Genomic DNA, 21,343 nt, shown 5'->3' with positions numbered 1-21,343 from the left:
ATGTCCGCGCACGCCCTGCGGGTGGCCGTCGTCGGCGGGGGACCGGGAGGGCTCTACGCCGCCGCGCTGCTGGCCCGGCAGGGCCACACCGTGGAGGTCTGGGAACGGGGAGCGCCCGAGGACGCCTTCGGCTTCGGCGTGGTGCTCTCCGACGAGACCCTCGGCGGCATCGAGCAGGCCGACACGGTGGTCTACGCGGCCCTGAGCGCCGAGTTCGTGCGCTGGGACGACGTGGACGTCGTGCACCGGGGGCGGATCCTGACCTCCGGCGGCCACGGCTTCGCCGCCCTCGGACGCCGCAGGCTCCTGGAGATCCTGCACGAGCGCTGCGCCAGTCTCGGCGTCCGGCTCCGCTTCCGCACGCGGGCCCCGGACCCGACGGCGCTGTCCGCCGCGTACGACCTGGTGGTCGCGGCGGACGGGGTGCACAGCGCGATCCGCGAGCACGGGGCCGCGCACTTCGGGCCGACCGTGACCGCCGGGCGCTGCCGGTACATCTGGCTCGCCGCCGACTTCGCCCTCGACGCCTTCCGCTTCGAGATCGCGGAGACCGAACACGGCGTCATGCAGCTGCACGCCTACCCGTACGCCCGCCCGTCGGCCGACGACGACGGTGCCCCGGCCCGGCCCGCCGGGCCGCAGGGCCCGCTCGGCGCCTCCACCGTGATCGTCGAGATGCGCGAGGAGGTGTGGCGCGCGGCGGGCTTCGACCTGTGCGACGAGGACGAGTCGGTCGCCCGCTGCGCCAAGATCTTCAGCGAGGCCCTGCGGGGACGGCCGCTGTACGGCAACCGGTCGGCCTGGACCCGGTTCCGTACGGTCGTCAACGCCCGCTGGTCGTACGGCAACACGGCCCTGCTCGGCGACGCGGCGCACACCGCGCACTTCTCCATCGGCTCCGGCACCAAGCTCGCGGTGGAGGACGCCGTCGCCCTCGCCGGAGCCGTCGCCGAAGCGGTCGCCGCCGCCGGGGACGACGACGGCGCCGTGGTGGACGTACCCGCCGCGCTCGCGGCGTACGAGGCGGCCCGGCGGCCGGCGGTGGCCAGCACCCAGCGCGCCGCGGCCGCCAGCTCGCGCTGGTTCGAGGAAGTCGCCGGGTACACCGGCCAGCCCGCCCGCCAGTTCGCCTTCAACCTCCTCACCCGCAGCCGCCGGGTCACCCACGACAACCTGCGGCTGCGCGACGAGCGCTTCACCCGCTCCGTGGAACGCGACTTCGGCTGCCCCGACGAAGAGGCCGGGCACCGCCGGACACCGCCGATGTTCACCCCGTTCGCCCTGCGCGGTCTGACCCTGCGCAACCGGGTCGTCGTCTCCCCGATGGACGTGTACGCCTCCACGGACGGCGTGCCCGGCGACTTCCACCTCGTCCACCTGGGCGCGCGGGCGCTCGGCGGCGCCGGACTGGTGATGACCGAGATGGTCTGCGTCAGCGCCGAAGGGCGGATCACCCCCGGCTGCGCCGGGCTGTACACGCGCGAACAGGCCGACGCCTGGCAGCGGATCGCCGGCTTCGTCCACGCCTCCGCTCCCGGCACCGCGCTCGGCGTCCAGCTCGGCCACTCCGGGCGCAAAGGCTCGACCCGGGTGATGTGGGAGGGCATGGACGACCCCCTCCCGGAGGGCAACTGGCCCCTCGCCGCCGCCTCCGCACTGCCCTACCGGCCGGGGGTATCGGCCGTACCCCGCGCCCTGAGCGCCACCGAACTCGGCACGATCCGCGACGAGTTCGAGGCCGCGGCCGTCCGCGCCGCGGACTGCGGCTTCGACCTGCTGGAACTGCACTGCGCCCACGGCTACCTGCTCTCCGGGTTCCTCTCGCCGCTGACCAACCACCGCACGGACGCCTACGGCGGCCCCCTGGAGAACCGGCTGCGCTTCCCCTTGGAGGTCTTCGACGCGGTCCGCGCCGTCTGGCCCGCGGACCGCCCGATGACGGTCCGCCTCTCGGCCACCGACTGGGCCCCGGGCGGCACCACCGACGAGGACGCGGTGCGGATCGCGGCCGCCTTCGCGGCGCACGGCGCGGACGCCGTCGACGTGTCCACCGGCCAGGTGGTCGCGGACGAGAGCCCCGAGTACGGGCGCTCGTACCAGACCCCGTACGCCGACCGGATCCGCAACGCGCTCGGCGTCCCCGTCATCGCCGTCGGCGCCATCTCCTCCTGGGACGACGTGAACTCCCTGCTGCTGGCCGGCCGGGCCGACCTCTGCGCGCTGGGCCGCCCCCACCTGTACGACCCGCACTGGACCCTGCACGCCGCCGCCGAGCAGGGCTACGACGGCCCGGCCGCCCCCTGGGCCGCCCCCTACCGCGCGGGCAGCCGGCCCCCGCCCACGGGGCGCGGCTGACCCGGTGCGGGCGGCGCGGGCCGCGGTGGGACGGGCGGGCCCGTCACACCGCCACGACCACCGCGCGGTCCTCGACCGGGGCGTAGCCCAGCCGCAGGTACACGCCGTTGCTGGTGGGGTTGGCCAGGTCGGTGAAGAGCAGGACCTCCGAGGCGCCGGCCGCGTACGCCGCCTCGCTCGCCGCGTGGGTGACCCCGGCCGCGTAGCCCCGGCCGCGGGCCTCCGGCAGCGTGTAGACCGGCCCGACCCGCGAGCTCCCGCCGATCGGGCGGGAGAACGAGGCCAGCGCGACCGGGGCTCCCGCGCGCTCCCAGAGCAGGATGCCGCCGTACGCGATCCGGTCGCGCAGGCCGGCCTCGGACGTGGTGCCTGGGGACCCCACCTCCCGGTCGAACGCGGCGGTCCACTCCAGCAGCAGCTGCAGATCGGCCTCCTCGGCGGTCCGGGCCCGTCCGGTCGGGGCGGGATCGGGGGCGACCAGCCCGGCCAGCCGGTACAGGCGGTTCTCCTCGGCGACGCGGGCGGCCCGCCCCCAGGCGTCGGCGAGCGCGTCCGCGTCGGGCCGGCGGGCGTTGAACCCGCTGATCCCCGCGAGCAGCGGCTCGGTGGCGAGGGCCTCCGCCAGCGCCCGCACCGCCTCGGCCGGCAGCGCCCCGAGCAGCAGCGGGTACGGCGGGGTGCACAGCAGGCCCGCGGCGACCGTTCCGTCGGCGCCGGTCCACCAGCCGAAGAGCGGGTCGGCGCGGCCGTAGGCGTGCGGCCCGCGCCGCTCCAGCGCGTCGGCGGTCGTCAGCAGCAGGGAGTTCGGCACGGGACGCGCGGTCAGGGCGGGGCCCGCCGCGGTCAGATAGGCCGTCAGGTCAGAGGTGAAGGTCCAGGTCATGAACCATCGTCACCCGATCGGCACGGTGAGCGCACCGGAGTTTTCCGCCGCTGTCCCCGCTGTCCCCGCCGTTCCCGCTGTCTTCGCCGCCGGGCCCGCCCCTCACGGTCCGGCGAACCGCCCGCCGGAGTCCCGCAGCCGCGCGTGCAGCTCCGCGAAAACGGCCGCCGCCCGGTCGCCCGGCCAGTCCGCCGGGAGCAGCGCGCGGGGGAGCCCGGGGTCGGCGTACGGAAGGTGGCGCCAGGTGTCCAGGGCCAGGAGGTAGCCGCGGTAGGCCTCCTCCGGGGTCGGCTCCGGGCCCGACTGGAGGGCCCGGAGGGCCGGCTCGTGCAGGTCGAGGAACTCCTCGTGCTGTTTGGCCAGGCCCGCCAGGTCCCACCAGCGGGCCACCGCCTCGGCGGTCGGCGCGAAGCCGAGGTGCGCGCCGCGGAACAGCTCCACGTACGGGGTCAGGCCCAGCCGGTCCAGGGTGTGACCCGTCTCCACCGCGAGCCCGGCGGGGGCGATCCACACCCCCGGCGCCACCGTCCCGAAGCCGAGCCGGGCCAGCCGCGAGCGGAGCAGGTGCCGCTTGTGCCGCTCCTGTTCCGGCACGGAGAAGACCGCCACCAGCCACTCGTCGCAGGGCGGCGGGCTGCCGTAGATCCGCCGGTCGCCGTCGTCCAGGAGCTGCCGCGCCTCCGCGGACAGCTCGTACGCCGCCGAGCCGTCCGCCGCGCGCGCGGGCAGCAGGAGGCCCCGCCGCTTCAGCCGGGACACCGACGAGCGGACCGACGGGGCGTCCACGCCGGCCGCGCCCAGCAGGCGGATCAGCGCGGACACCGGGACCGGGCCCTCGAAGGCCCGCCCGTAGGCACCGTAGAACGTGACGATCAGGGATCGCGGGGTGTGCAGCTCGACCACGGGTTCACTCTAGATCGCGCAGCCGGAAGCGTTGCAGCTTGCCCGTCGCCGTCCGGGGCAGCGCGGGCATGAAGACGAAGACCCGCGGGCACTTGTGCGGGGCCAGCTCGGCCCGCATGAAGGTCCGCAGCGCCTCCTCGGACAGCGCCGCGCCCGGGCGGGCGACGGCGTACGCCACCACGATCTGGCCGCGCCGCTCGTCGGGGCGGCCGACCACCGCCGCCTCCACCACGTCCGGGTGACGCAGCAGGGCCTCCTCGACCTCCGGTCCGGCGATGTTGTAACCCGACGAGATGATCATGTCGTCGGCGCGGGCGACGTACCGGAAGTAGCCCTCCGGGTCGCGCACGTAGGTGTCACCGGTCAGGTTCCAGCCCCCCTGCACGTAGTCCGCCTGCCGCGGATCGGCGAGGTAGCGGCAGCCCACCGGGCCCCGTACGGCCAGCAGCCCGGGCTCGTTGTCGGCGACCGGCCGCCCGGAGCGGTCCACCACCCGGGCCTGCCAGCCCGGTACCACCCGGCCGGTCGTACCGGGGCGGATGTCCTCGTCGGCGGCCGAGATGAAGATGTGCAGCAGCTCGGTCGCCCCGATGCCGTTGATGATCCGCAGCCCGGTCCGCTCCAGCCACGCTTGCCAGGTCGCCGCGGGCAGGTTCTCCCCGGCCGACACGCAGCGGCGCAGCGCCGACAGGTCGTACGCGCCCACGTCGTACGGGCCCAGCGCGTCCAGCATCGCCCGGTACGCGGTCGGCGCGGTGAACAGGACCGTCACCCGGTGCTCGGCGAGCGCGGGCAGAAGGTGCCGCGGACCCGCCTCCTCCAGCAGCAGCGCGCACGCCCCCGCGCGCAGCGGGAAGACGACCAGCCCGCCGAGGCCGAAGGTGAACCCGAGCGGCGGACTGCCCGCGAACACGTCGTCCGGCCGGGGTCGCAGCACGCTGCGGGAGAAGGTGTCGGCCACCGACAGCACGTCGCGGTGGAAGTGCATGCAGCCCTTGGGGCGCCCGGTGGTGCCGGAGGTGAACGCGATCAGGGCCACGTCGTCGGCGGAGGTCTCCACGGCGGCGAAGGGCGTCCCCCCGTACCGCTCGGCGAGGCGCAGCAGGTCGTCCGGGGCCCCGCCCCCGTACGGGGTGATGCGCAGCCCCGGCACCTCGGCCCTGGCCAGGTCCTCCGTGACGTCGGCGTGGCACAGGGCGTGCCCCACCCGGGCCAGCGCGCAGACCGTGGCCAGCTCCTGCGCCCGCTGCTGGGGCAGCACGGTGACCGCCACCGCGCCCGCCTTGACCACCGCGAGCCAGCAGGCGGCGAGCCAGGGGCCGGTGGGGCCGCGCAGGAGCACCCGGTTGCCGGGGACGACCCCGAGGTCGGCCGTGAGCACGTGGGCGAGCCGGTCCACGCGCTCACGCAGCCCGCCGTACGTCCACACCTCCCCGGAGCCGCTGCGGAAGGCCGGGCGGTCGGGGCCGAACCGGGCGATGGTGGTGTCCAGCAGCTCGGCCGCGCAGTTCAGGCGGTCCGGATAGGCCAGTTCGGGCAGCTCGAAGACGAGGTGCGGCCAGCTGCCCGCGGGTGGCAGGTGGTCACGGGCGAAGGTGTCGGCGTGCGCGGATGGGTTGAGGTCCAAGGCGGGTTCGCCCCCTTGCGACGGTCCGGGGTGAGGTGGAGCCGGCCGTGCGATCGCCCTCCCGGCCACTGCTGGAAGGTGCTCCAGGAGCGTATCGTGATGGTGACGACAGTCAACAGGACGCGATAGATGCGGGGATGTTCGAATGACCGGATTCGCGCTCGGGGTGGAGCAGGAGGAGTGGTGCGCGCGGTTGCGCACCCTGGCGGCCGAGCGGCTCGGGCCGCTCGCCGGGAAGGGGGAGCCGGGACGGGTCAACCGCCCGCTGCTGGCGGCGCTGGGGGAGCTGGGCCTGCTGGAGCGGGTGTTCACCTCGGGCGCGCTGGACCTGTGCCTGCTGCGCGAATCCCTCGCCTACGGCTGCACGGAGGCCGAGACGGCGCTGGCCCTGCAGGGGCTCGGCGCTCACCCGGTACTGCGGGCCGGCAGCGACGCGCAGCGGGACCGCTGGCTGCCGGAGGTGCGGGCCGGCCGGGCGGTGGCCGCCTTCGCGCTGAGCGAGCCCGGGGCCGGCTCGGACGCGGCGGCGCTGGCGCTGGCGGCGGTGCCCGACGGGGTGGGCTGGCGGCTGCGCGGCGAGAAGTGCTGGATCTCGAACGCCCCGGAGGCGGATTTCTACACCGTGTTCGCCCGGACGGGTGAGGCGCCGGGCGCGAAGGGGGTGTCGGCGTTCCTGGTCCCGGCGGACCGCCCCGGCCTCGGCGGCGAAGCCCTGGACATGCTGTCCCCGCACCCCATCGGTTCCCTCGCCTTCGACGGTGTCCCGGTCGGACCCGAGGATCTGCTCGGCCTGCCGGGGCAGGGGTTCCGGGTCGCGATGGACACCCTCAACCTGTTCCGGCCGAGCGTCGGGGCGTTCGCGGTGGGCATGGCCCGGGCCGCCCTCGACGCGACGCTCGCGCACACGGCGGCCCGGACCGCCTTCGGCGGGGTGCTGGGCGACCTCCAGGCGGTGGCGCACCGGGTGGCGGAGATGGCCACCCGCACGGAGGCGGCCCGGCTGCTGGTGTACGCGGCGGCCGCCGCCCACGACCGGGGCTCCCCGGACGTGCCGCGCCGGGCCGCGATGGCGAAACTGCTGGCCACCGAGACGGCCCAGTACGTGGTCGACCACGCCGTGCAGCTGCACGGGGCGGTCGCCCTGCGCCGGGGCCACCTGCTGGAACACCTCTACCGGGAGGTGCGGGCGCCGCGGATCTACGAGGGGGCCAGCGAGGTGCAGCGCACGATCATCGCGAAGGAGCTGTACCGGAACCTCCCGGCGGCGCCGCGGGGCGCCGAGCCCGCCGCCCCGTCCGGCAGCCCGTCCGAGGACCCGGCGCGGGACCCGTCGGGCGGCCCGTTCGGGGCGGCGGTCGCACGATGAGCCTGGAGCGGATCAACCCGGCCGAGCTGTCGCCGCCGACGGGCTTCTCGCACGCGGTGGCGGCGACCGGCTCCCGGCTGGTGTTCCTGGCCGGCCAGACCGCGCTCGACACCTCCGGCAAGGTCGTGGGCGAGAGCCTGCCGGAGCAGTTCGAGTGCGCCCTGGCCAACCTCCTCGCCGCCCTCGCCGCGGCCGGCGGCGCCCCGGCGGACCTGGCCCGGGTGACGGTGTACGCGACGGACGTGGCGGCGTACCGCACCCACGCGGCCGAACTGGGCCGGGTCTGGCGCCGGTTGGCGGGCCGCGACTATCCGGCGATGGCCCTCGTCGGCGTGGTCCGCCTCTGGGACGAAGAGGCGCTGGTCGAACTCGACGGGGTCGCGGTCCTTCCGTAGAGGGCGTCTTGCCGATCGGCCGGGCCCGCCAAGATCCGAAAGAGACGGCCTAGCCGCGGGCGCGTCGGCGGTACTCCTCGGTCGGGAGGCCGCCGACGCCCCAGTCTTCCAGGGCGACCTCGTCGATGAGGACGAACGTGGTGGCCGGGTCCTTGTCGAGGACCCGGACCAGCAGCTCGGTGACACCGGCGATGATCTCGGCCTTCTGTGCGGCCGTGGCGCCCTCACGGGTGATCTTGACATTGACGTACGGCATGGCGGCAGGTCCTTCCGGGGTGTCGGGGAGCGGGCGGTGGCGGGCAGTGTGGTCAGGAACGGCCGGTGACGTAGCCGCCGTCCACGCGCAGGGCGTGGCCGGTGACGAACTCGGCGCCCGCGAGGTAGAGCACCGCCTCGGAGATCTCCGACACCTCCGCGACCCGGCCGAGCAGGGCGATCCCGCCGAAGGAGTCCACGTCGGAGCCCGAGTGCAGCGGGGTGCGGACGATGCCGGGCGCCACCAGGTTGACGCGGATGCCGTCGGCCGCGAGCTCGGCGGACAGGGCCGTCGTCAGCGCGTGCACACCGGCCTTGCTGACCACGGGCGCGGAGGCCGGGAAACCCGCCACCGCGTGGTCCACCAGGACGGTGCCGATGTTGACGACGCTGCCGCCCCGGCCCTGTGCGCGCAGCGCCCGTACGAAGGCCTGGGTGGTGAGGTAGGTGCCCTTCAGATTGCCGGTCAGGAAGCCGTCGAGCTCGGCCTCGGTGACCTCGGTGAAGGGGCTGGAGGAGAAGGTGCCGGCGTTGTTGACCAGGACGTCGAGGCTGTCGAAGCGGTCGAGGGCGGTGTGGACGAGGTCTTCGCCGGTCCGAGCCTCGGCGATGCTGCCGGCGACCCAGGCGGTGCGCTCGGGGCGGCCGAGGCCGGCGGCGGCCTTCGCGAGGCGCTCCGGGTCCCGGCCGTTCAGGACGACGTTGGCGCCGCTGGCCAGGAAGGCGCGGGCGATATCCAGCCCGATGCCGCTGGAGGAGCCGGTGATCAGGGCGGTCGTGCGGGTGGCGGTGTCGCTCATGGTGCTGATGCCTTTCGCGGCGGTGGGTTCGTCCGGTGACACCAGAAACGTACGAACTCCCCACTCATAACACCACGACCAAAATTGAAGCATGTGATAATCCCAAGTTATGGATGTGGATCTGCGGGACCTGGAGCTTCTGGAAGCCACCGCCGAGGCCGGCTCGCTGACCGCCGCCGCCGAGCGGCTGTACGTCAGCCAGCCGGCCCTCAGCCAGCGGCTGACCCGGCTGGAGGCCCGCCTCGGCATGCCCCTCTTCGACCGCAGGGGCCGCCGCCTGGTGCCCAACGCGGCGGGCAGCCGGCTGCTGGTCGCGGCCCGCTACGTCCTCGGCGAACTGAATTCGGCCACGCGCGACTTGGGCGAGCTCCGCGACGGCCGCGACCGGCGGGTCCGCTTCACCGCCCAGTGCAGCACCACCTTCCCGTGGCTGCCGCCCGTGCTCCGCGCCTTCCGCGAGCGCGAGCCGGACATCGACGTGCGCATCGAGACCGTCGCCGACGACGCGCCGATTCCTGCGCTCCTCGCCGACCTGGTCGACGTCGCGCTGGTCACCAAGCCGGACCTGCAGATGGAACGGGTCTCGCTGACCAGGCTGTTCGAGGACGAGATGGTGGCCGTGGCGCCCGCCGGTCACCCGTGGGCCGCCCGCGCGCACCTGACCGCCCGCGACTTCGACGGCGCCCGGCTGGTCCTCTACGACTTCTACGACCAGAAGCGCATCCCGTCGATGCCGCTGCCGATCCCCGCCGGCGCCCGGCCCGCCAGGATCACCACCATGCCGGTGGTGACCGACCTGGTGATCGAGATGGTGGCGGGCGGCCAGGGCGTGACCGTGCTGCCCAACTGGGTGGCCGCCCCGTACGCGGCCTCGCACGGCCTCGCCCTGGTCCGCATCGGCGCGCGGCCGCTGACCCGCACCTGGTTCTGCGCCACCCGCACCGGCCCGCGCCCGCCCCACCTGGACGCCTTCGTCGAGGAACTCACCACCCGCCTCACAGCCCCGGTCAGCGCCTAGGGCCTGTCTCTCCGATCATGATCGGAGCCAGATGAGTAGTGCGGCGGCGGTGACGGTGCCGAGGTAGACGTATCCGCGCTTGTCATATCGAGTGGCCACAGCTCTGAATGGCTTGAGCTTGCCGATGGCCCGCTCCACTGTGTTGCGATCTTTGTACCGGCCTTTGTCGAATCCCGGGGGCCTTCCGCCGCGCGAACCCCGGTGCAGGCGGGCGGCCTTGTGGTCCTTCTTCTCCGGAATCACGTGCCTGATACCGCGTCCGCGAAGGTAGGCGCGGATCTTGCGATTGCTGTACGCCTTGTCGGCGCTCACGCTGTCCGGCGTGCGGCGGGGACGGCCGCGTCCCGCGCGTGGGACATGGATCTTGTCCATGACCGGCTCGAACTGCGTGCAGTCCGCCCGTTGTCCTGGCGTGATCAGCAAAGACAGCGGACGGCAGCGGCCCTCCGCGGCAACGTGAATCTTGGTGGTCAGTCCGCCGCGGGACCGGCCGAGGGCCTCTTCCACGGGCCGAAGCGGTCGGGCAGCTCCCGCCACTGCACCCCGGTGCCCATCCGGTGGATGATCCCGTTGATCACCTGCCGGTGATCGCGCCACCGGCCGCACCGGTTGTTACTCACCGGCAGCAACGGCTCCAGCACCACCCACTCGCCGTCCGTCAAGTCCCCCCGACTCAACATGGCTAGCCCCACGGTCTCCCTGCTCGTAGCGACGGCTATTCGATGACCGCGGTGGCTTCGACTTCGACCAGGAGGTCCGGTTCCCCCAGCGCCGCAACGCCCAGAAGGGTGATCGGCTTGACGGGGTCAATGCCCAGCTTCGCTGCCGCCCGGGCCACGCCCTCACCCAGCAGCGGCATCTTCTCGGAACTCCAGTCGACGACATAGATGGTCAGCTTCGCCACGTCATCGAATGAGCCGCCGATCCCGGCCAGAGCGGTGCCGATATTGAGATAGCACTGCTCGACCTGAGCGGCGAAGTCTCCCTCGCCCACGGGCAGACCGTCGACATCGCGGGCGACCTGCCCCGCCAGGAACACCAGCTTCGATCCGGTGGCGACCGACAGCTGCCGGTAGACCTCGGGCTTCGGCAACCCCTCAGGATTGACCAGCGTTATGGACATGGAGAACCCCGATCTCTACCGCGTGATGTTCGACGCGGGCTTCGACCTCGAAGACACCGGTGCCGCGGACGAAACCCTGCACCGCCTCGTCCGCGCCATCGACCGGGCCAAGGCGAACGGACGCTTCCGCAACGAGATCGACCCGCTTGAACTGGCAACACAGAGCTGGATCATCGGACACGGACTCGCCTCACTTGTCGCCACGGGCCCCCTGCCGCACCAGGCACTCGCTCACGGCGTGCCCATGCTGAACGCGCTGTTCACCAGTGCAGGAGACGACCCCGCCCGATGCCGCCAGTCGGTTGAACGTGGCTGGGAGGCCGGATAGCGCCATGGCGGCGCAGGCGGGTGACCGTGTCGTCGATGTCGTCGACGGCGAACATGACACGGTGCAGGCCCAGAGTGTTGGGTGGCGGGTCGAGCGGTCCGGTGGTGATAGCCGCGGGGGTGTGGAACTTCGTCAGCTCCAGCTTGATGTGGCCGTCCGGGGTGCGCATCATCGCGATGGCGCTGCGCACCCCGTCGAGGCCGACCGTCTGCTCTGCCCAGATCCCCTCGATCTGCGCTTCGCCTTCCAGCTCCATGCCGAGCTCGGTGAAGAAGGCGATGGCAGCCTCCAGGTCGTCGACGACGATGCCTACGTTGTCCATCCGCTGAAGCGTCACCGGGTGCCCCTTCTTCGTCGCGCAGTCCGTTCTGGGCTACTGGTACCCGTGGGACGGAGCCGGTGCCACATTCTCGACACCCGGAAGTGTCGATGTTCTGGGCGCTTCACCTTGCCGAAGACCTACGGCTCGCGAGGAACCTCATCCGGAGGGCGCGCGCCGCCTGGGCGCGTTGTTCCCGAGAGGCGCCTGCCGGATGCAGTCGCGCTGGGATCCGCTGCTGCACACCCCTGCTCACGCCTTCCTCACCGGTGTGGAGCGGGCGGACAGTGTCGGCTTCCGGATTTCACCGGAGCGGAGGGCAGGAGGCGGGAAGCGTGTCGCCCTGTGGTGTCGTGAAGTGGTTCGACCCTGACCGGGGTGTCGGTCTCATCAGCCAGGAGGGCGCCGGACCTGACGTTCGGGCAGAAGCCTCAGCAGTTCACGGCAAGGCCCACCCTCTGCGCCAGGGCGATAAGGTCCTCTTCAACATCACCCTGGACAGTGCGGGACCACGGGCCGACAACATCCACCGACCGGAGAGAGCCCAGGACTACGGCGATCCAGAGCGGCACACGGGGTATCGGCGTCCGCCTGAAACGTACTGCTGGGCGCCGCGACCGAGACCCGGCTCAAGCTGCTCACCGGAGACGAAGCCAGGGCGGTCATAGTGCTGGATGGGCAGGACCCTTCGCTCATGACCGATGGCCCTCCGCGGGCCCGGCAGAGCCGGCCGGGGGCCTGCTGCCAGTTTCGGGATTTCGAAGGGATCGACACCACGGACACTCGCCACTGTCGTTCACGGTGCTCGTCGGCAGGGGCAGGGGCAGGGAGAAACCGGCCCGATACTCATCCTGAAGTGCCGCTATCGCGCTCATTTTCATACCGGGCGGGCACGTTTCGCCAGCGGTGCCCGCTTCAGCCAGGCGGCGTGTGAACGGTGCCAGCGCTGCCCGCACCGTTCGCGCCAGCCGTGTTGCCGCTGACCATGGGCCACGAGCGGCTAACTCGTCACAGGAGGCCATCTTCACGCAACCCTTCTCATGGACCGGCCCGAGTGTTCGAAACGATCCAGCTCGACAGGGGCCTGCCCCCGGGTACACCCCAGGGAGGCGGGCAGATGATAATCATTTCGGTAGAGAGATGTCTCGACGTCTCCCTCAACGCCTTATCCAGAGACGCGTCGAGCAGTAGATGGACGGAGACGGAGCGCTGCCACTTCAGATGCGTAATTCGGCAACCGACAATGCACGGATTGCCGGGGTTTTTACAGACCTCAGCCAATGTCCATATTGCCGGGGTTTCCGCGCACGCGACGATGTACGAATCGCCCGCGTTCTTCATCGCTATCAGCGGCCTTTTCCAGCGGCCCTGCCGGCGTGCACAAACGTAGCCCTGCCAGCGTCTGGACAGACGTCAGAGCTGCAGTCGTTCGGCCAGCGGCGCCGGCCTTTGACGGGGCGCCCTGCCGTAACGCCCCGGTGCGGGCGGCGGCCAACACGGTTCATGGACGATCCGGAGCGGCTCCGCACCCAGACAAGGAAGGACGCCGACAGATTCCTCCCATGATCGTACCGACGTCGCAACTGACGCACGCGACAGCCGGACAGCGTCCACATGGAGGGACAGAACGCGCTTGAACCGCTGCTGGCGCCTGAGCTCAAGGGCATCCACGCCCCAGAGACGACCAGTCCCCGATGACGTCAGTGCAGCGAAACCTGCGCCCAATGCAGCGGAAATGAGAACGATCCACAAGAGAATGCATCCCACAGGTGGTCCTTTCGAAGGTTGCCGTTGAGGGGGGCGCACGGGGCCGGAGCCCAGGCGATCGCTCGACATAACGCAGAGGCATATGCAGAGTTGCGCCCTGTCCTCCGATTGCAGCCATGCGCAGCAAGCTGTCGGCCTTGGCATCTCGTTCTATCGACCGATCATCAGCCGGGCGACCAGGGGGCAGGCATCGGAGGGAAGACAAGCGGAAGCGGCTCAGGCAGCGCGACTGCACAAAAGACCACGACTGCTGCAATCCGGGCGGTTCACAGAACCGAAAAGACAGCGTTAACACGCGCTCATCGACCACCATCACCCGAATGGCACACACCTAAAGCGCGATCGGAAGCGTTTATGGAATATGACAACAGCAAAGCCACCCGCCTCCTTCCGCAGCGCTGCAGAGGAAGACGGGCCGGGGGGAAACATTCACGCCGGGGGCACACAGATCGGGAAGTGGACTTTCACTCCACGCTCAACCGACTGTGGCGAAACCCGGAACGCAACTTTGGGACACGACAGCCTGAAGATCGATCTGAGCTACTCCTCCTCGATCCTGGAGGACTTTCTCCGTACGATGAGCACGCTCCAGGGCGAGTTCGGCAGGCGGTCGCTCAAGGCCGCACCCTCCCCAACAGCCGTCGGCGAGTGCTCGGGCAGCAGCTCCTGTGTATGAGTCATACGGGTACCCGGACAGCCACGGCCTCTACCCTCAGCCGGAGACCTCCACGTTCTGGGGCCGGCCGGAGTACGTACAGCACCCCTCCCCCGGGCAACCTCTCGGCGGGCCCGGCGAGGCACACCCGCCATGGGACCCGGCGATGGAACTCGCCAGCCTTCTTCAAGAGAGCGCTGCACTCGGGCAGCCGCAGCCCTTCACTCAGGGCGGCTTCGAGAACGCTGGTGACACGGCCGGCACCATCGGCTTCGTCGCAGGATCGAAGCACACTCCTCCCGAGCGTGCGCCCACTCCACCCTCCAGCGGACACCGCCGCAACCCGTCGAAGTCGCCGGTAGCCACCCTCCTCCAGACGGGCAGCCTGTTCACCGCAGCGCTGGTCGCCGCCATTGCAGCTGTGGTGAGCATCCTCAGCGGGCTGGCCATCTGCGATGCCCTGCGCCACAGCGCCGCACCACACACGGCCCGTGAAGTGGTCATCTGGTGGCCCCTACTGATCTACGGGCCTTGGATGGTTGCCTCCCTGTCCATCCTCAGATCCGCCCTGCACCAGCGCCGCGCGCTCCATTCCTGGTCCATCGTCCTGCTGTTCTCCACCCTGGCTACGCTCCTGTGCGTAGCCCAGGCACCCAGAACAATCGCCGCCGGGGCGGCGTCCGCGCTCCCTGCCGTCGCGGCGCTGGCCTGCTTCCAACAGCTGGTCCGCCAGATCACCCTCACGCGGCCGCCTCGCCAAGCCGCTCCACGACACCGAAACCCGGCGCCCTCTGCGCCCGCTCAGCTCAGACACACGGCCGCGGCCAGACGCGGTGAGGACGGTGTCCACCCTCCATCGCACAGCCACACGTACGGGTAGTGCGCATGAAAATCGTACGGGTGAGGCAGTGCCCTCGCACAGCTCCCCGCAGGGCTCCTCGACTCGGGCAACGGGTTCTGGTTTCTGCAACGGGCGGCGAAGCGCCGCGGCGCCGCAACAGTGATCGACGTCGCACCGACGGTTCGGGGGCCACTTCCGGATCCTTCACCTGCCCGCCGGGCAAGGGTCAGCGACCCATCGCGGGAGCGCGGTGCGCACGCGGGGCACCATCGCTGGGCCACGGCGGAGACGACACTGTCGGACGACGACGCACGAGGATCGGGGTCGGGGGCTACCGCGAAGGGCAACGCCGGCCGTGCCGGATAAATCCTTGACCAACCCTGTCCCTCCCCCACGTCGAAGGTGTGCTCGCCTGCACCTTTGAAACGAAGATCGAATCCGATAGTCACGGGCCGTGCGCAGACTCAGTCGGACGGTCTACCCACTCTTGTCCCCGCCCGGGCGGGCACGAACCCGTCCTCCGCGATGCGGCTCGGACCCACCCCTCGCTCAAGACCTCGACGTCCGTTCCCGGCGCACCCACGAGCGGCGTGCCCCAGGGAACGTCGTGCTCGGCAGTGGGGGCCTGCACCGTCGCCAACTGCGGCGTGTGCCGCTGCCACACGTCTGCGAACCGAACACACAACGCGCTCCGGCGCCTCACCCCCCACGCTTACCACGCCTACCACGAAAGGTCAGCGACATGGTGTACGAGATGACCCACGCTGAACGAGTCCAGTACAAGCGGGTACAGGATGCCGCCTACCAGGCTGGCGAAGACGCCGTCACCAGCCTCCAGGCGGCGCTCGCGCTCGCAGACATGACCCTTCCCTCGTTGAGCAATGGCGGGCCGGTGGCAGGCCATGGCTTCGTCCGGCTCGGAGGATGCAACGCGGCCTTCGCCCACCGGCTCGCCGAGGTCATCGCCGCAGGGGCCAATGCTCTGCAGTACCAGCGGTGACATGCCGACGGGGTGGAACTCGGCGGTCGCGGGACCGCGCCCGGCGAGTGACCACCGCAGCACTCAACCCGATCTCGACGCCGGGCAGCAGCCGCACCTTCCTGTGCACGCCGGTGTCTGGCCGAGCGCCGAGCCGACCGGCGACGAACCGGGCGCGGCAGGCGCCTCCCAAGGGCCGGGCCGCTACCGGTACGCGCGGCCCGAGGTAACGGTGACCTGCACGGCATCGTCCTTGATGGGGCCGTCCGGTTTGCCGAGGTCCGTCCACGCGTGGACGGCCGCGCTTGCCGCGGCTACGCACATCGGCAAGCCGACGACCGCGGAGACGTTCTCGCGCCGGTACTGGGCCGGCGGGGTCGGCACGAACACGGCGAGGCTGGCGAGGCTGACGGCCGCGTGCAGGACCAAGGCGCGGCGGTCGTCTGGGTTTTTGCGGGAAAGCGACGACCGGCACGCGATGACATGGGGGCGGGGCCCATCCTCGCCGTGGCTCCGGCAGAGCGGGGCCTGTCAGCAGTGCTCGTCAGTGGCGTCGGCCGCCGCCACGCGGTAGGGGCTCTCCACGCGTACGGGCCCGGAGTCGGCGATGACGACGTCCCGGGTGGCCGGTCGCGGCTGTCGGTGGCGGTGTTCTCGATTCGGCGGACCGTGCTCATTCCGCAGACGCGTTGGCCATCGACAGCCATCCCGCACCGTAGTGCTTGAGCCTGAAGTTATCATCCGCGAACCGTTCACCGTAGACGCTCTGCCCGCCGGTTCCGTCGCCCTTGGTGAAATCTCCGCCCTGGATCATGAAGTCCTTGATCACTCGGTGGAACTTCGATCCCTTGTAGCCCGCCCCGACCGGCTTCCGCGCCAGCTCCACAAAGTTCCTCACGGTCTTCGGAACGGTCTTGCCCATCAGCCCGAAGGTGATCCTGCCCGCCTGGACGCCACCGATGGTGACGTCGAAGAACACGACGTCGGTGACCATCGGACCCGAGGGTTCAGGCACCCGGACCACGTGACCGCAAGCCGCCATTTCGGCTGATGCTGTTCCTCAGCGGGGATCCGGCAGGCCTCCCTGCGTGCTGCCGCGTCCGGTCCGTCCCAGGAGGCGGGCAGGAACAAACGCCAGGCCAGCGGGCACGAAGCCACGTCCGAGGCCGCATGGACACTGACCCCGATCTGGCAGTTTCCGACCTTCCCCACAGTCCCCGGTATTGGCGGGCTACCCCCGCGGATGCCTTCCCGTCTTTGGGAAATCCGGTGTCGTCCACCACCCACACCTGCGGGCGGACCGCCCGCACGGCCCGCCACGCGAGTCGGGCCCGGACGTCCCGGACCGGCCAGGTCGAGGACGTCATGAACTGCTGCAACTGCTGATGGTCCACGCCGAGGCGTTCGGCCATCGGCTGCATCGACTTGCGCCGGCCGTCCAGCAGCAAGCCCCGCAGATACAGGCCGCCCTTGACCCGCTGATCCCGCCGCGCCAACGGCGCGAACACCTCGGAGGTGAACTCCTCCAACCGGACCCGACACCCAGCAAGTTCCCCAGCCCTCATACAACCAGCGAACTACCAGACACCCACCGTGACAAGACCCAGCTAACAAAGCACTACTAGCCTGGGCCCGGCCCAGCCCTCCAGCAGGTTCCCCATCCACTCCTCGACGCCCGCCACCGTGCGCGGCAGCGCGCCCGACATCAGGCGGGCCCCGTCCGACGTGACGACGAGGTCGTCCTCGATGCGGACGCCGATGCCGCGCAGCTCCGGCGGGAGGGTCTCGTCGTCCGGCTGGAGGTACAGCCCCGGCTCCACCGTCAGGACCTGGCCCTCCTCCAGCACGCCGTCGAGGTAGGTGTCCGCCCGCGCCTGCGCGCAGTCGTGCACGTCCAGGCCGAGCATGTGGCCGCTGCTGCACAGGGTGTAGCGCCGGTGCAGGTCGCCCTCGGCGTGCTTGAGGACGCCCCACTGCGCCAGGCCCTCCGCGATGACCCGCATCCCGGCCCGGTGGAAGTCGCGGAAGCTCGCGCCCGGCCGCAGCGCCGCCATGCCCGCCTCCTGGGCGGCCAGGACCACCTCGTACACCTGCCGCTGCACGGAGGAGAAGCGGCCCGACAGCGGGAGGGTGCGGGTGATGTCGGCCGTGTACAGGGTGTCCGTCTCCACGCCCGCGTCCAGGAGCAGCAGTTCGTCCCGGTCGAGCCGGCCGTCGTTGCGGATCCAGTGCAGTACGCAGGCGTGGGCGCCGGAGGCCGCGATGGTGTCGTAGCCCGTGCCGTTGCCCTCCGCCCGGGCGCGCAGGCCGAAGACCCCCTCGATCCACCGCTCCCCGCGCGGATGCGCCAGGGCCCGCGGCAGTTCCCGTACGACGTCCTCGAAGCCCGCCGTCGTGTGGTCGACCGCCAGTTGGAGCTGCTCGACCTCCCAGGCGTCCTTCACCAACCGCAACTCCGAGAGCGCGACGGCCAGTTCCGTGTCGGAGGCCGCGTCGCGGCCACCCGGTGAGCCCAGGGTGTCCAGGTGGGCGCAGCGGATGCCGGTCAGGCGCTCCGCCTCCGCGAGGTCCGCCCGGCGGCCCACCCAGAACTCCCCGTAGCGGCGGTCGCGGTAGAACTCCTCGTTCCCGCCGGCCCGCGGCGAGCGCGGCCGCAGGTACAGCACGGCCTCGTGGGCGTGCGGACCCGACGGTTCCATGACCAGGACGTGTCCCACCTGGTCCTCGCCGGTGAGGCCGGTCAGCCAGGCGTACGCGCTGTGCGGGCGGAAGCGGTGGTCGCAGTCGTTGGAGCGGACCTTGAGGTCGCCGGCCCGGACGATCAGCCGCTCGCCCGGGAAGCGTGCCGACAGCCGGGCGCGGCGGGCCGGGGTGACGGCACGGGCGGCGACGTGCGCGGAGCCGGGCAGGGGGGACGCGGCCCAGTTCCCCGCCATGAACCGGGACAGTTCGGGGGACACCGGCAGGTCGTGGCTGCCGGTGTTGAGTCGGGGGGCGGGGCCGGAGGGGCCGGAGGAAGAGGTGCCGGAAGGGGTGCCGGAGGGGGTGTCGGTCACGGGGGCTCCCTCAAGAAGATGCGAACTGGTGGGCTCACAGGGCTTGTCAGTGCAATTTCACATTACTATGTTACAGCTCACACCGCGGCACATTAATCCCCGTCAAACGCTGCGTGACGCAGGGCAGTTCATCCGCGCCATCCGCGCCATCCGCGCCATCCGCGACGCACCACCGCACTACCGCACCACGTCCCCCACCTCCCCTCCCAACAGGAGTTCTTGGTGTTCCAGCACAGAGCTGTGCGCACGTCCCTCCTCTCCGCCGCCGTGGCGGTCACCCTCCTCGCCACCGCCGGCCAGGCCGTGACCCAGGCCGCCGACCGGGGGATCCCCGCCACCGCGGCGCCCGGCACCTTCTCCTCCGGGGCTCCGGCGGCTCCGGCGGTCAACCCGTTCGACGAGGTCGACCGCTTCGCCAACGCCCGGGACACCACCCCGGCGCCCGCCCCCGCCCCGGGCGGGACGGGCCTCTCCGGCCAAGTCCCCGGCGCCGCCACCGCCGCGCCCGCCGCGAGCGAGCGGACCGAGAAGAGCCGCAGGGCGACCGCGCAGGCGGCGCCCACGACGCGCGGCCTCGCCGTCGCCGTCCCGTGCACCCTCGACGGGATCACGAACCTCACCCCGGAGCAGTTCGCCGACTTCCTCGGCGACCAGGCGGTCCTCGCCGACGGCTGTCTGCGCGGCCTCATCTGGACCTGGGATGCCCGCCTGGCGCCCGTCATGTCCGACGCCCACGTCCAGGCCGTGTCCCGGCGGATATCCAGCCTGTCCGCCGCCCACGACGGCTCCAACTCCTCGCATCTGGAGGAGATGTTCACGTATCTGCACGCCGTCGCCTACCACGACTACTCGCGCGGCGAGATCGACGTCACGGACGCGCCGACGGTCGAGGCGATGCGCCGGGCGATCGGCGACTTCGGCACCGCCGCCCGCACCTTCGACGTCACCCGCAGCAACGCCAACACCCTGCGCGAGGCGCTCTACGCCGCCAGCGCGCCGGGCCTGCGCCAGCACCAGCTGGGCCTGATCAAGAAGGTCCTGGCCACCATGGACCCGGCCCACCCGGCCACCCACCTCGACGCCGGCTGGGCGGGCGCCGCGCTGGCCGCGCTGTCCGTCAACTACCTGGGCGTCTACCCGGGCAACCAGGACGCGGCCTTCCAGTCCGCGGCGGCCGCCGACCCCGCCTACCGGGCCGCCTTCAAGGCCTTCGCGGGCTACGTCCACCTCAAGGGCACCGCCAACGCCTGGGTGGTGCGCGACGCGATCGGCGAGTACGGCCGCTTCGGCGAGATCCCGGCCCTGCGGGACCAGATCACCGCCGACCTGGGCGCCATGCTGGAGCCCGTCAGGACGGCCTTCGGCAACGGCAGCCAGCCCTGGGCCAAGGTCGTGTCCTGGCTCAACTACTTCCAGGCCTGCAAGCCGTACGGGGTCTGCAAGGAGGACATCGAGCGGCAGATCTTCCCCTACACCTACACCTACGACAACGGCGCCATCAAGGTCCGCACCGGCCTGGACCACGCCACCGTCGACCAGCTCTACTACGCGAGCAAGCAGGTCAAGGCCCAGTTCCACCGCGTCCTCGGCACCGACCAGCCGCTGGCCGGCGACCCCAACACGACGCTGAACATCGTGCTGTACGGCTCGCGCGCCGACTACGAGAACTACCACCCGATCCTGACGGGCTACGACACCAACAACGGCGGCATCTACATCGAGAACGGCGCCACCTTCTACACCTACCAGCGCCGCGTCCCGCAGGACTCCTCCCTCACCCTCGAGGAGCTCTTCCGCCACGAGTACACGCACTACCTCAACGGCCGGTACGCGGTGCCCGGGTTCTTCGGCGAGGGCCCCTGGTACGAGAGCGACCGGACGACCGCCATGGACGAGGGGACGGCCGAGTTCTTCGACGGCGCCACCCGCGACAACGGCATCGCCGTCCGCAAGTCACTGGTCAGGAGCATCATCAGCGACACGGCCGGCGGCGGCCCGCGGATGACGGTGGAGCAGCTCCTGAACGCCACCTACGACGGCGACGGCTTCCGCTTCTACAGCTACGCGGGCACCTTCTTCGAGTTCCTGTGGGCCGAGAAGCCCTCGCTGCTGCGCGAGATGTACACCCACCTGCGCAACAACGACGTCGCCGCGTACGACGCATGGCGCCACCGGACGGGCGCCGACACCTACCTCCAGCGCGACTACGACCGCTTCCTCACCGCGCAGATCGCCAAGGTCGACCAGCTCTTCGTGCCGAACACCACCTTCACCCCCAACGGGCAGCTGCGCGACGCGGCGCTCGCCTCCGTGAAGTCCTCGTTCGCCACGGCGACCTACAACACCCCGGACTGCGTGGAGAACGGCGACCCGGGCAAGCGCCGCTTCACCTGTACGGGCCGGATCACCGCGAACCTGAAGAACTGGCGCAGCGACGACCAGAACTTCAAGGACATGTCCGAGACGGTCGACTACTTCATCCTCGACCGGGCGGGCGCGGCCTCCAACAACCTCGCCGACATGAACTGCTCCTTCGGGCCGATCGAGATCTGGACCAACAAGGTCGCCGGCTCGTCCTCCTACAGCTGTGAGGGCCCCCTCCGCGGCTGATCCGCACCGGCCGCCGCACAGGCCGCTCGCACAGGCCGATCGCACCGGCCTCTCCGCACCGGC

19 protein-coding genes and 3 pseudogenes are annotated in these 21,343 nt (G+C 71.4%); 9 read left to right on the top strand and 13 right to left on the bottom strand.

The features are described from left to right. Positions 1-2,355, top strand: a complete 2,355-nt coding sequence (locus tag OTB16_RS30210) for a bifunctional salicylyl-CoA 5-hydroxylase/oxidoreductase (protein ID WP_267724277.1) — start codon at positions 1-3, stop codon at positions 2,353-2,355. Between the two features lie 43 nt (positions 2,356-2,398). Here the strand turns inward: OTB16_RS30210 and OTB16_RS30205 are convergent, their stop codons facing one another. The 3 genes from OTB16_RS30205 to OTB16_RS30195 form a co-directional block, all read right to left on the bottom strand. Continuing rightward, a complete protein-coding gene (locus OTB16_RS30205) occupies positions 2,399-3,238 on the bottom strand; it encodes a GNAT family N-acetyltransferase (RefSeq protein WP_267724275.1) in 840 nt (279 codons plus the stop codon). A 102-nt stretch (positions 3,239-3,340) separates the two neighbouring features. After that, the gene (locus OTB16_RS30200) at positions 3,341-4,141 is read right to left on the bottom strand and encodes a PaaX family transcriptional regulator (RefSeq protein WP_267724273.1); all 801 of its coding nucleotides are present in this window, start codon (positions 4,139-4,141) and stop codon (positions 3,341-3,343) included. Positions 4,142-4,145: 4 nt separating this feature from the next. Continuing rightward, positions 4,146-5,768 carry an AMP-binding protein gene (locus OTB16_RS30195; RefSeq protein WP_267724272.1) on the bottom strand — a complete coding sequence of 541 codons (1,623 nt, stop codon included), beginning with the start codon at positions 5,766-5,768 and terminating at the stop codon, positions 4,146-4,148. A 145-nt stretch (positions 5,769-5,913) separates the two neighbouring features. Here OTB16_RS30195 and OTB16_RS30190 point away from each other — a divergent pair, with 145 nt between their 5' ends. Further along, positions 5,914-7,134, top strand: a complete 1,221-nt coding sequence (locus OTB16_RS30190; protein ID WP_267724270.1) for an acyl-CoA dehydrogenase family protein — start codon at positions 5,914-5,916, stop codon at positions 7,132-7,134. After that, on the top strand, positions 7,131-7,529 hold the full coding sequence (locus OTB16_RS30185; RefSeq protein WP_267724268.1) for a RidA family protein: 399 nt from the start codon (positions 7,131-7,133) through the stop codon (positions 7,527-7,529). Before OTB16_RS30190 ends, OTB16_RS30185 begins: the two co-directional genes overlap by 4 nt. Positions 7,530-7,578: 49 nt before the next feature. On the opposite strand, the gene OTB16_RS30180 is transcribed toward OTB16_RS30185, so the two are convergent. Both OTB16_RS30180 and OTB16_RS30175 read right to left on the bottom strand, forming a co-directional pair. After that, positions 7,579-7,785: a tautomerase family protein gene (locus OTB16_RS30180; RefSeq protein WP_267724266.1), complete on the bottom strand. Its 207-nt coding sequence runs from the start codon at positions 7,783-7,785 to the stop codon at positions 7,579-7,581. 52 nt (positions 7,786-7,837) lie between these two features. Next, positions 7,838-8,584 carry an SDR family NAD(P)-dependent oxidoreductase gene (locus OTB16_RS30175; protein WP_267724265.1) on the bottom strand — a complete coding sequence of 249 codons (747 nt, stop codon included), beginning with the start codon at positions 8,582-8,584 and terminating at the stop codon, positions 7,838-7,840. A gap of 109 nt (positions 8,585-8,693) precedes the next feature. Between OTB16_RS30175 and OTB16_RS30170 the strand changes: the two genes are divergently transcribed. Then, positions 8,694-9,602 (top strand): LysR family transcriptional regulator, encoded by a 909-nt coding sequence (locus OTB16_RS30170; protein WP_267724263.1) that lies wholly within the window; start codon positions 8,694-8,696, stop codon positions 9,600-9,602. Positions 9,603-9,617: 15 nt separating this feature from the next. On the opposite strand, the pseudogene OTB16_RS30165 reads toward OTB16_RS30170, so the two are convergent. Both OTB16_RS30165 and OTB16_RS30160 read right to left on the bottom strand, forming a co-directional pair. Next, positions 9,618-10,282: pseudogene (locus tag OTB16_RS30165) on the bottom strand (IS5 family transposase). A 35-nt stretch (positions 10,283-10,317) separates the two neighbouring features. Further along, positions 10,318-10,725, bottom strand: a complete 408-nt coding sequence (locus OTB16_RS30160) for a RidA family protein (protein ID WP_267724261.1) — start codon at positions 10,723-10,725, stop codon at positions 10,318-10,320. Here OTB16_RS30160 and OTB16_RS30155 point away from each other — a divergent pair. Beyond that, complete coding sequence (locus OTB16_RS30155) at positions 10,718-11,053, top strand: TetR-like C-terminal domain-containing protein (RefSeq protein ID WP_267724259.1); 336 nt, start codon at positions 10,718-10,720, stop codon at positions 11,051-11,053. The two genes, OTB16_RS30160 and OTB16_RS30155, sit on opposite strands and share 8 nt — an antisense overlap. Here the strand turns inward: OTB16_RS30155 and OTB16_RS30150 are convergent. Further along, a complete protein-coding gene (locus OTB16_RS30150) occupies positions 10,986-11,375 on the bottom strand; it encodes a VOC family protein (RefSeq protein WP_267724257.1) in 390 nt (129 codons plus the stop codon). The genes OTB16_RS30155 and OTB16_RS30150 overlap by 68 nt on opposite strands. Positions 11,376-11,482: 107 nt before the next feature. On the opposite strand from OTB16_RS30150, the gene OTB16_RS39705 reads away from it, so the two are divergent. Beyond that, on the top strand, positions 11,483-12,040 hold the full coding sequence (locus OTB16_RS39705; RefSeq protein WP_420717829.1) for a cold-shock protein: 558 nt from the start codon (positions 11,483-11,485) through the stop codon (positions 12,038-12,040). 1,639 nt (positions 12,041-13,679) lie between these two features. Here OTB16_RS39705 and OTB16_RS30145 read toward each other — a convergent pair. Continuing rightward, the gene (locus tag OTB16_RS30145) at positions 13,680-13,820 is read right to left on the bottom strand and encodes a hypothetical protein (protein WP_267724255.1); all 141 of its coding nucleotides are present in this window, start codon (positions 13,818-13,820) and stop codon (positions 13,680-13,682) included. A 140-nt stretch (positions 13,821-13,960) separates the two neighbouring features. Here OTB16_RS30145 and OTB16_RS30140 point away from each other — a divergent pair, with 140 nt between their 5' ends. Together OTB16_RS30140 and OTB16_RS30135 are read left to right on the top strand one after the other, a co-directional pair. Beyond that, entirely contained in the window at positions 13,961-14,674 is a 714-nt protein-coding gene (locus tag OTB16_RS30140) for a hypothetical protein (RefSeq protein WP_267724253.1), read from the top strand. Between the two features lie 703 nt (positions 14,675-15,377). Beyond that, a complete protein-coding gene (locus OTB16_RS30135) occupies positions 15,378-15,635 on the top strand; it encodes a M35 family metalloendopeptidase (protein ID WP_267724251.1) in 258 nt (85 codons plus the stop codon). Between the two features lie 183 nt (positions 15,636-15,818). Here the strand turns inward: OTB16_RS30135 and OTB16_RS30130 are convergent, their stop codons facing one another. The 4 genes and pseudogenes from OTB16_RS30130 to OTB16_RS30115 form a co-directional block, all read right to left on the bottom strand. Next, entirely contained in the window at positions 15,819-16,043 is a 225-nt protein-coding gene (locus OTB16_RS30130; protein ID WP_267724249.1) for a hypothetical protein, read from the bottom strand. A 256-nt stretch (positions 16,044-16,299) separates the two neighbouring features. Continuing rightward, positions 16,300-16,608: pseudogene (locus tag OTB16_RS30125) on the bottom strand (peptidylprolyl isomerase); the annotation flags it as partial. Between the two features lie 32 nt (positions 16,609-16,640). Then, positions 16,641-17,179 (bottom strand): annotated as a pseudogene (locus OTB16_RS30120) (IS701 family transposase); the annotation flags it as partial. Positions 17,180-17,221: 42 nt separating this feature from the next. Further along, positions 17,222-18,670 (bottom strand): aminopeptidase P family protein, encoded by a 1,449-nt coding sequence (locus tag OTB16_RS30115; RefSeq protein WP_420717827.1) that lies wholly within the window; start codon positions 18,668-18,670, stop codon positions 17,222-17,224. A gap of 222 nt (positions 18,671-18,892) precedes the next feature. Between OTB16_RS30115 and OTB16_RS30110 the strand changes: the two genes are divergently transcribed. Then, entirely contained in the window at positions 18,893-21,280 is a 2,388-nt protein-coding gene (locus OTB16_RS30110; RefSeq protein ID WP_267724248.1) for a collagenase, read from the top strand. Positions 21,281-21,343: the final 63 nt, after the last annotated feature.

The sequence above is a fragment of the Streptomyces antarcticus genome (genome assembly GCF_026627255.1).
Classification (GTDB): Bacteria; Actinomycetota; Actinomycetes; order Streptomycetales; family Streptomycetaceae; genus Streptomyces; species Streptomyces antarcticus.
Note: the sequence above shows the minus strand (reverse complement) of the source record. Positions and strands in the feature narration are given on the sequence as shown.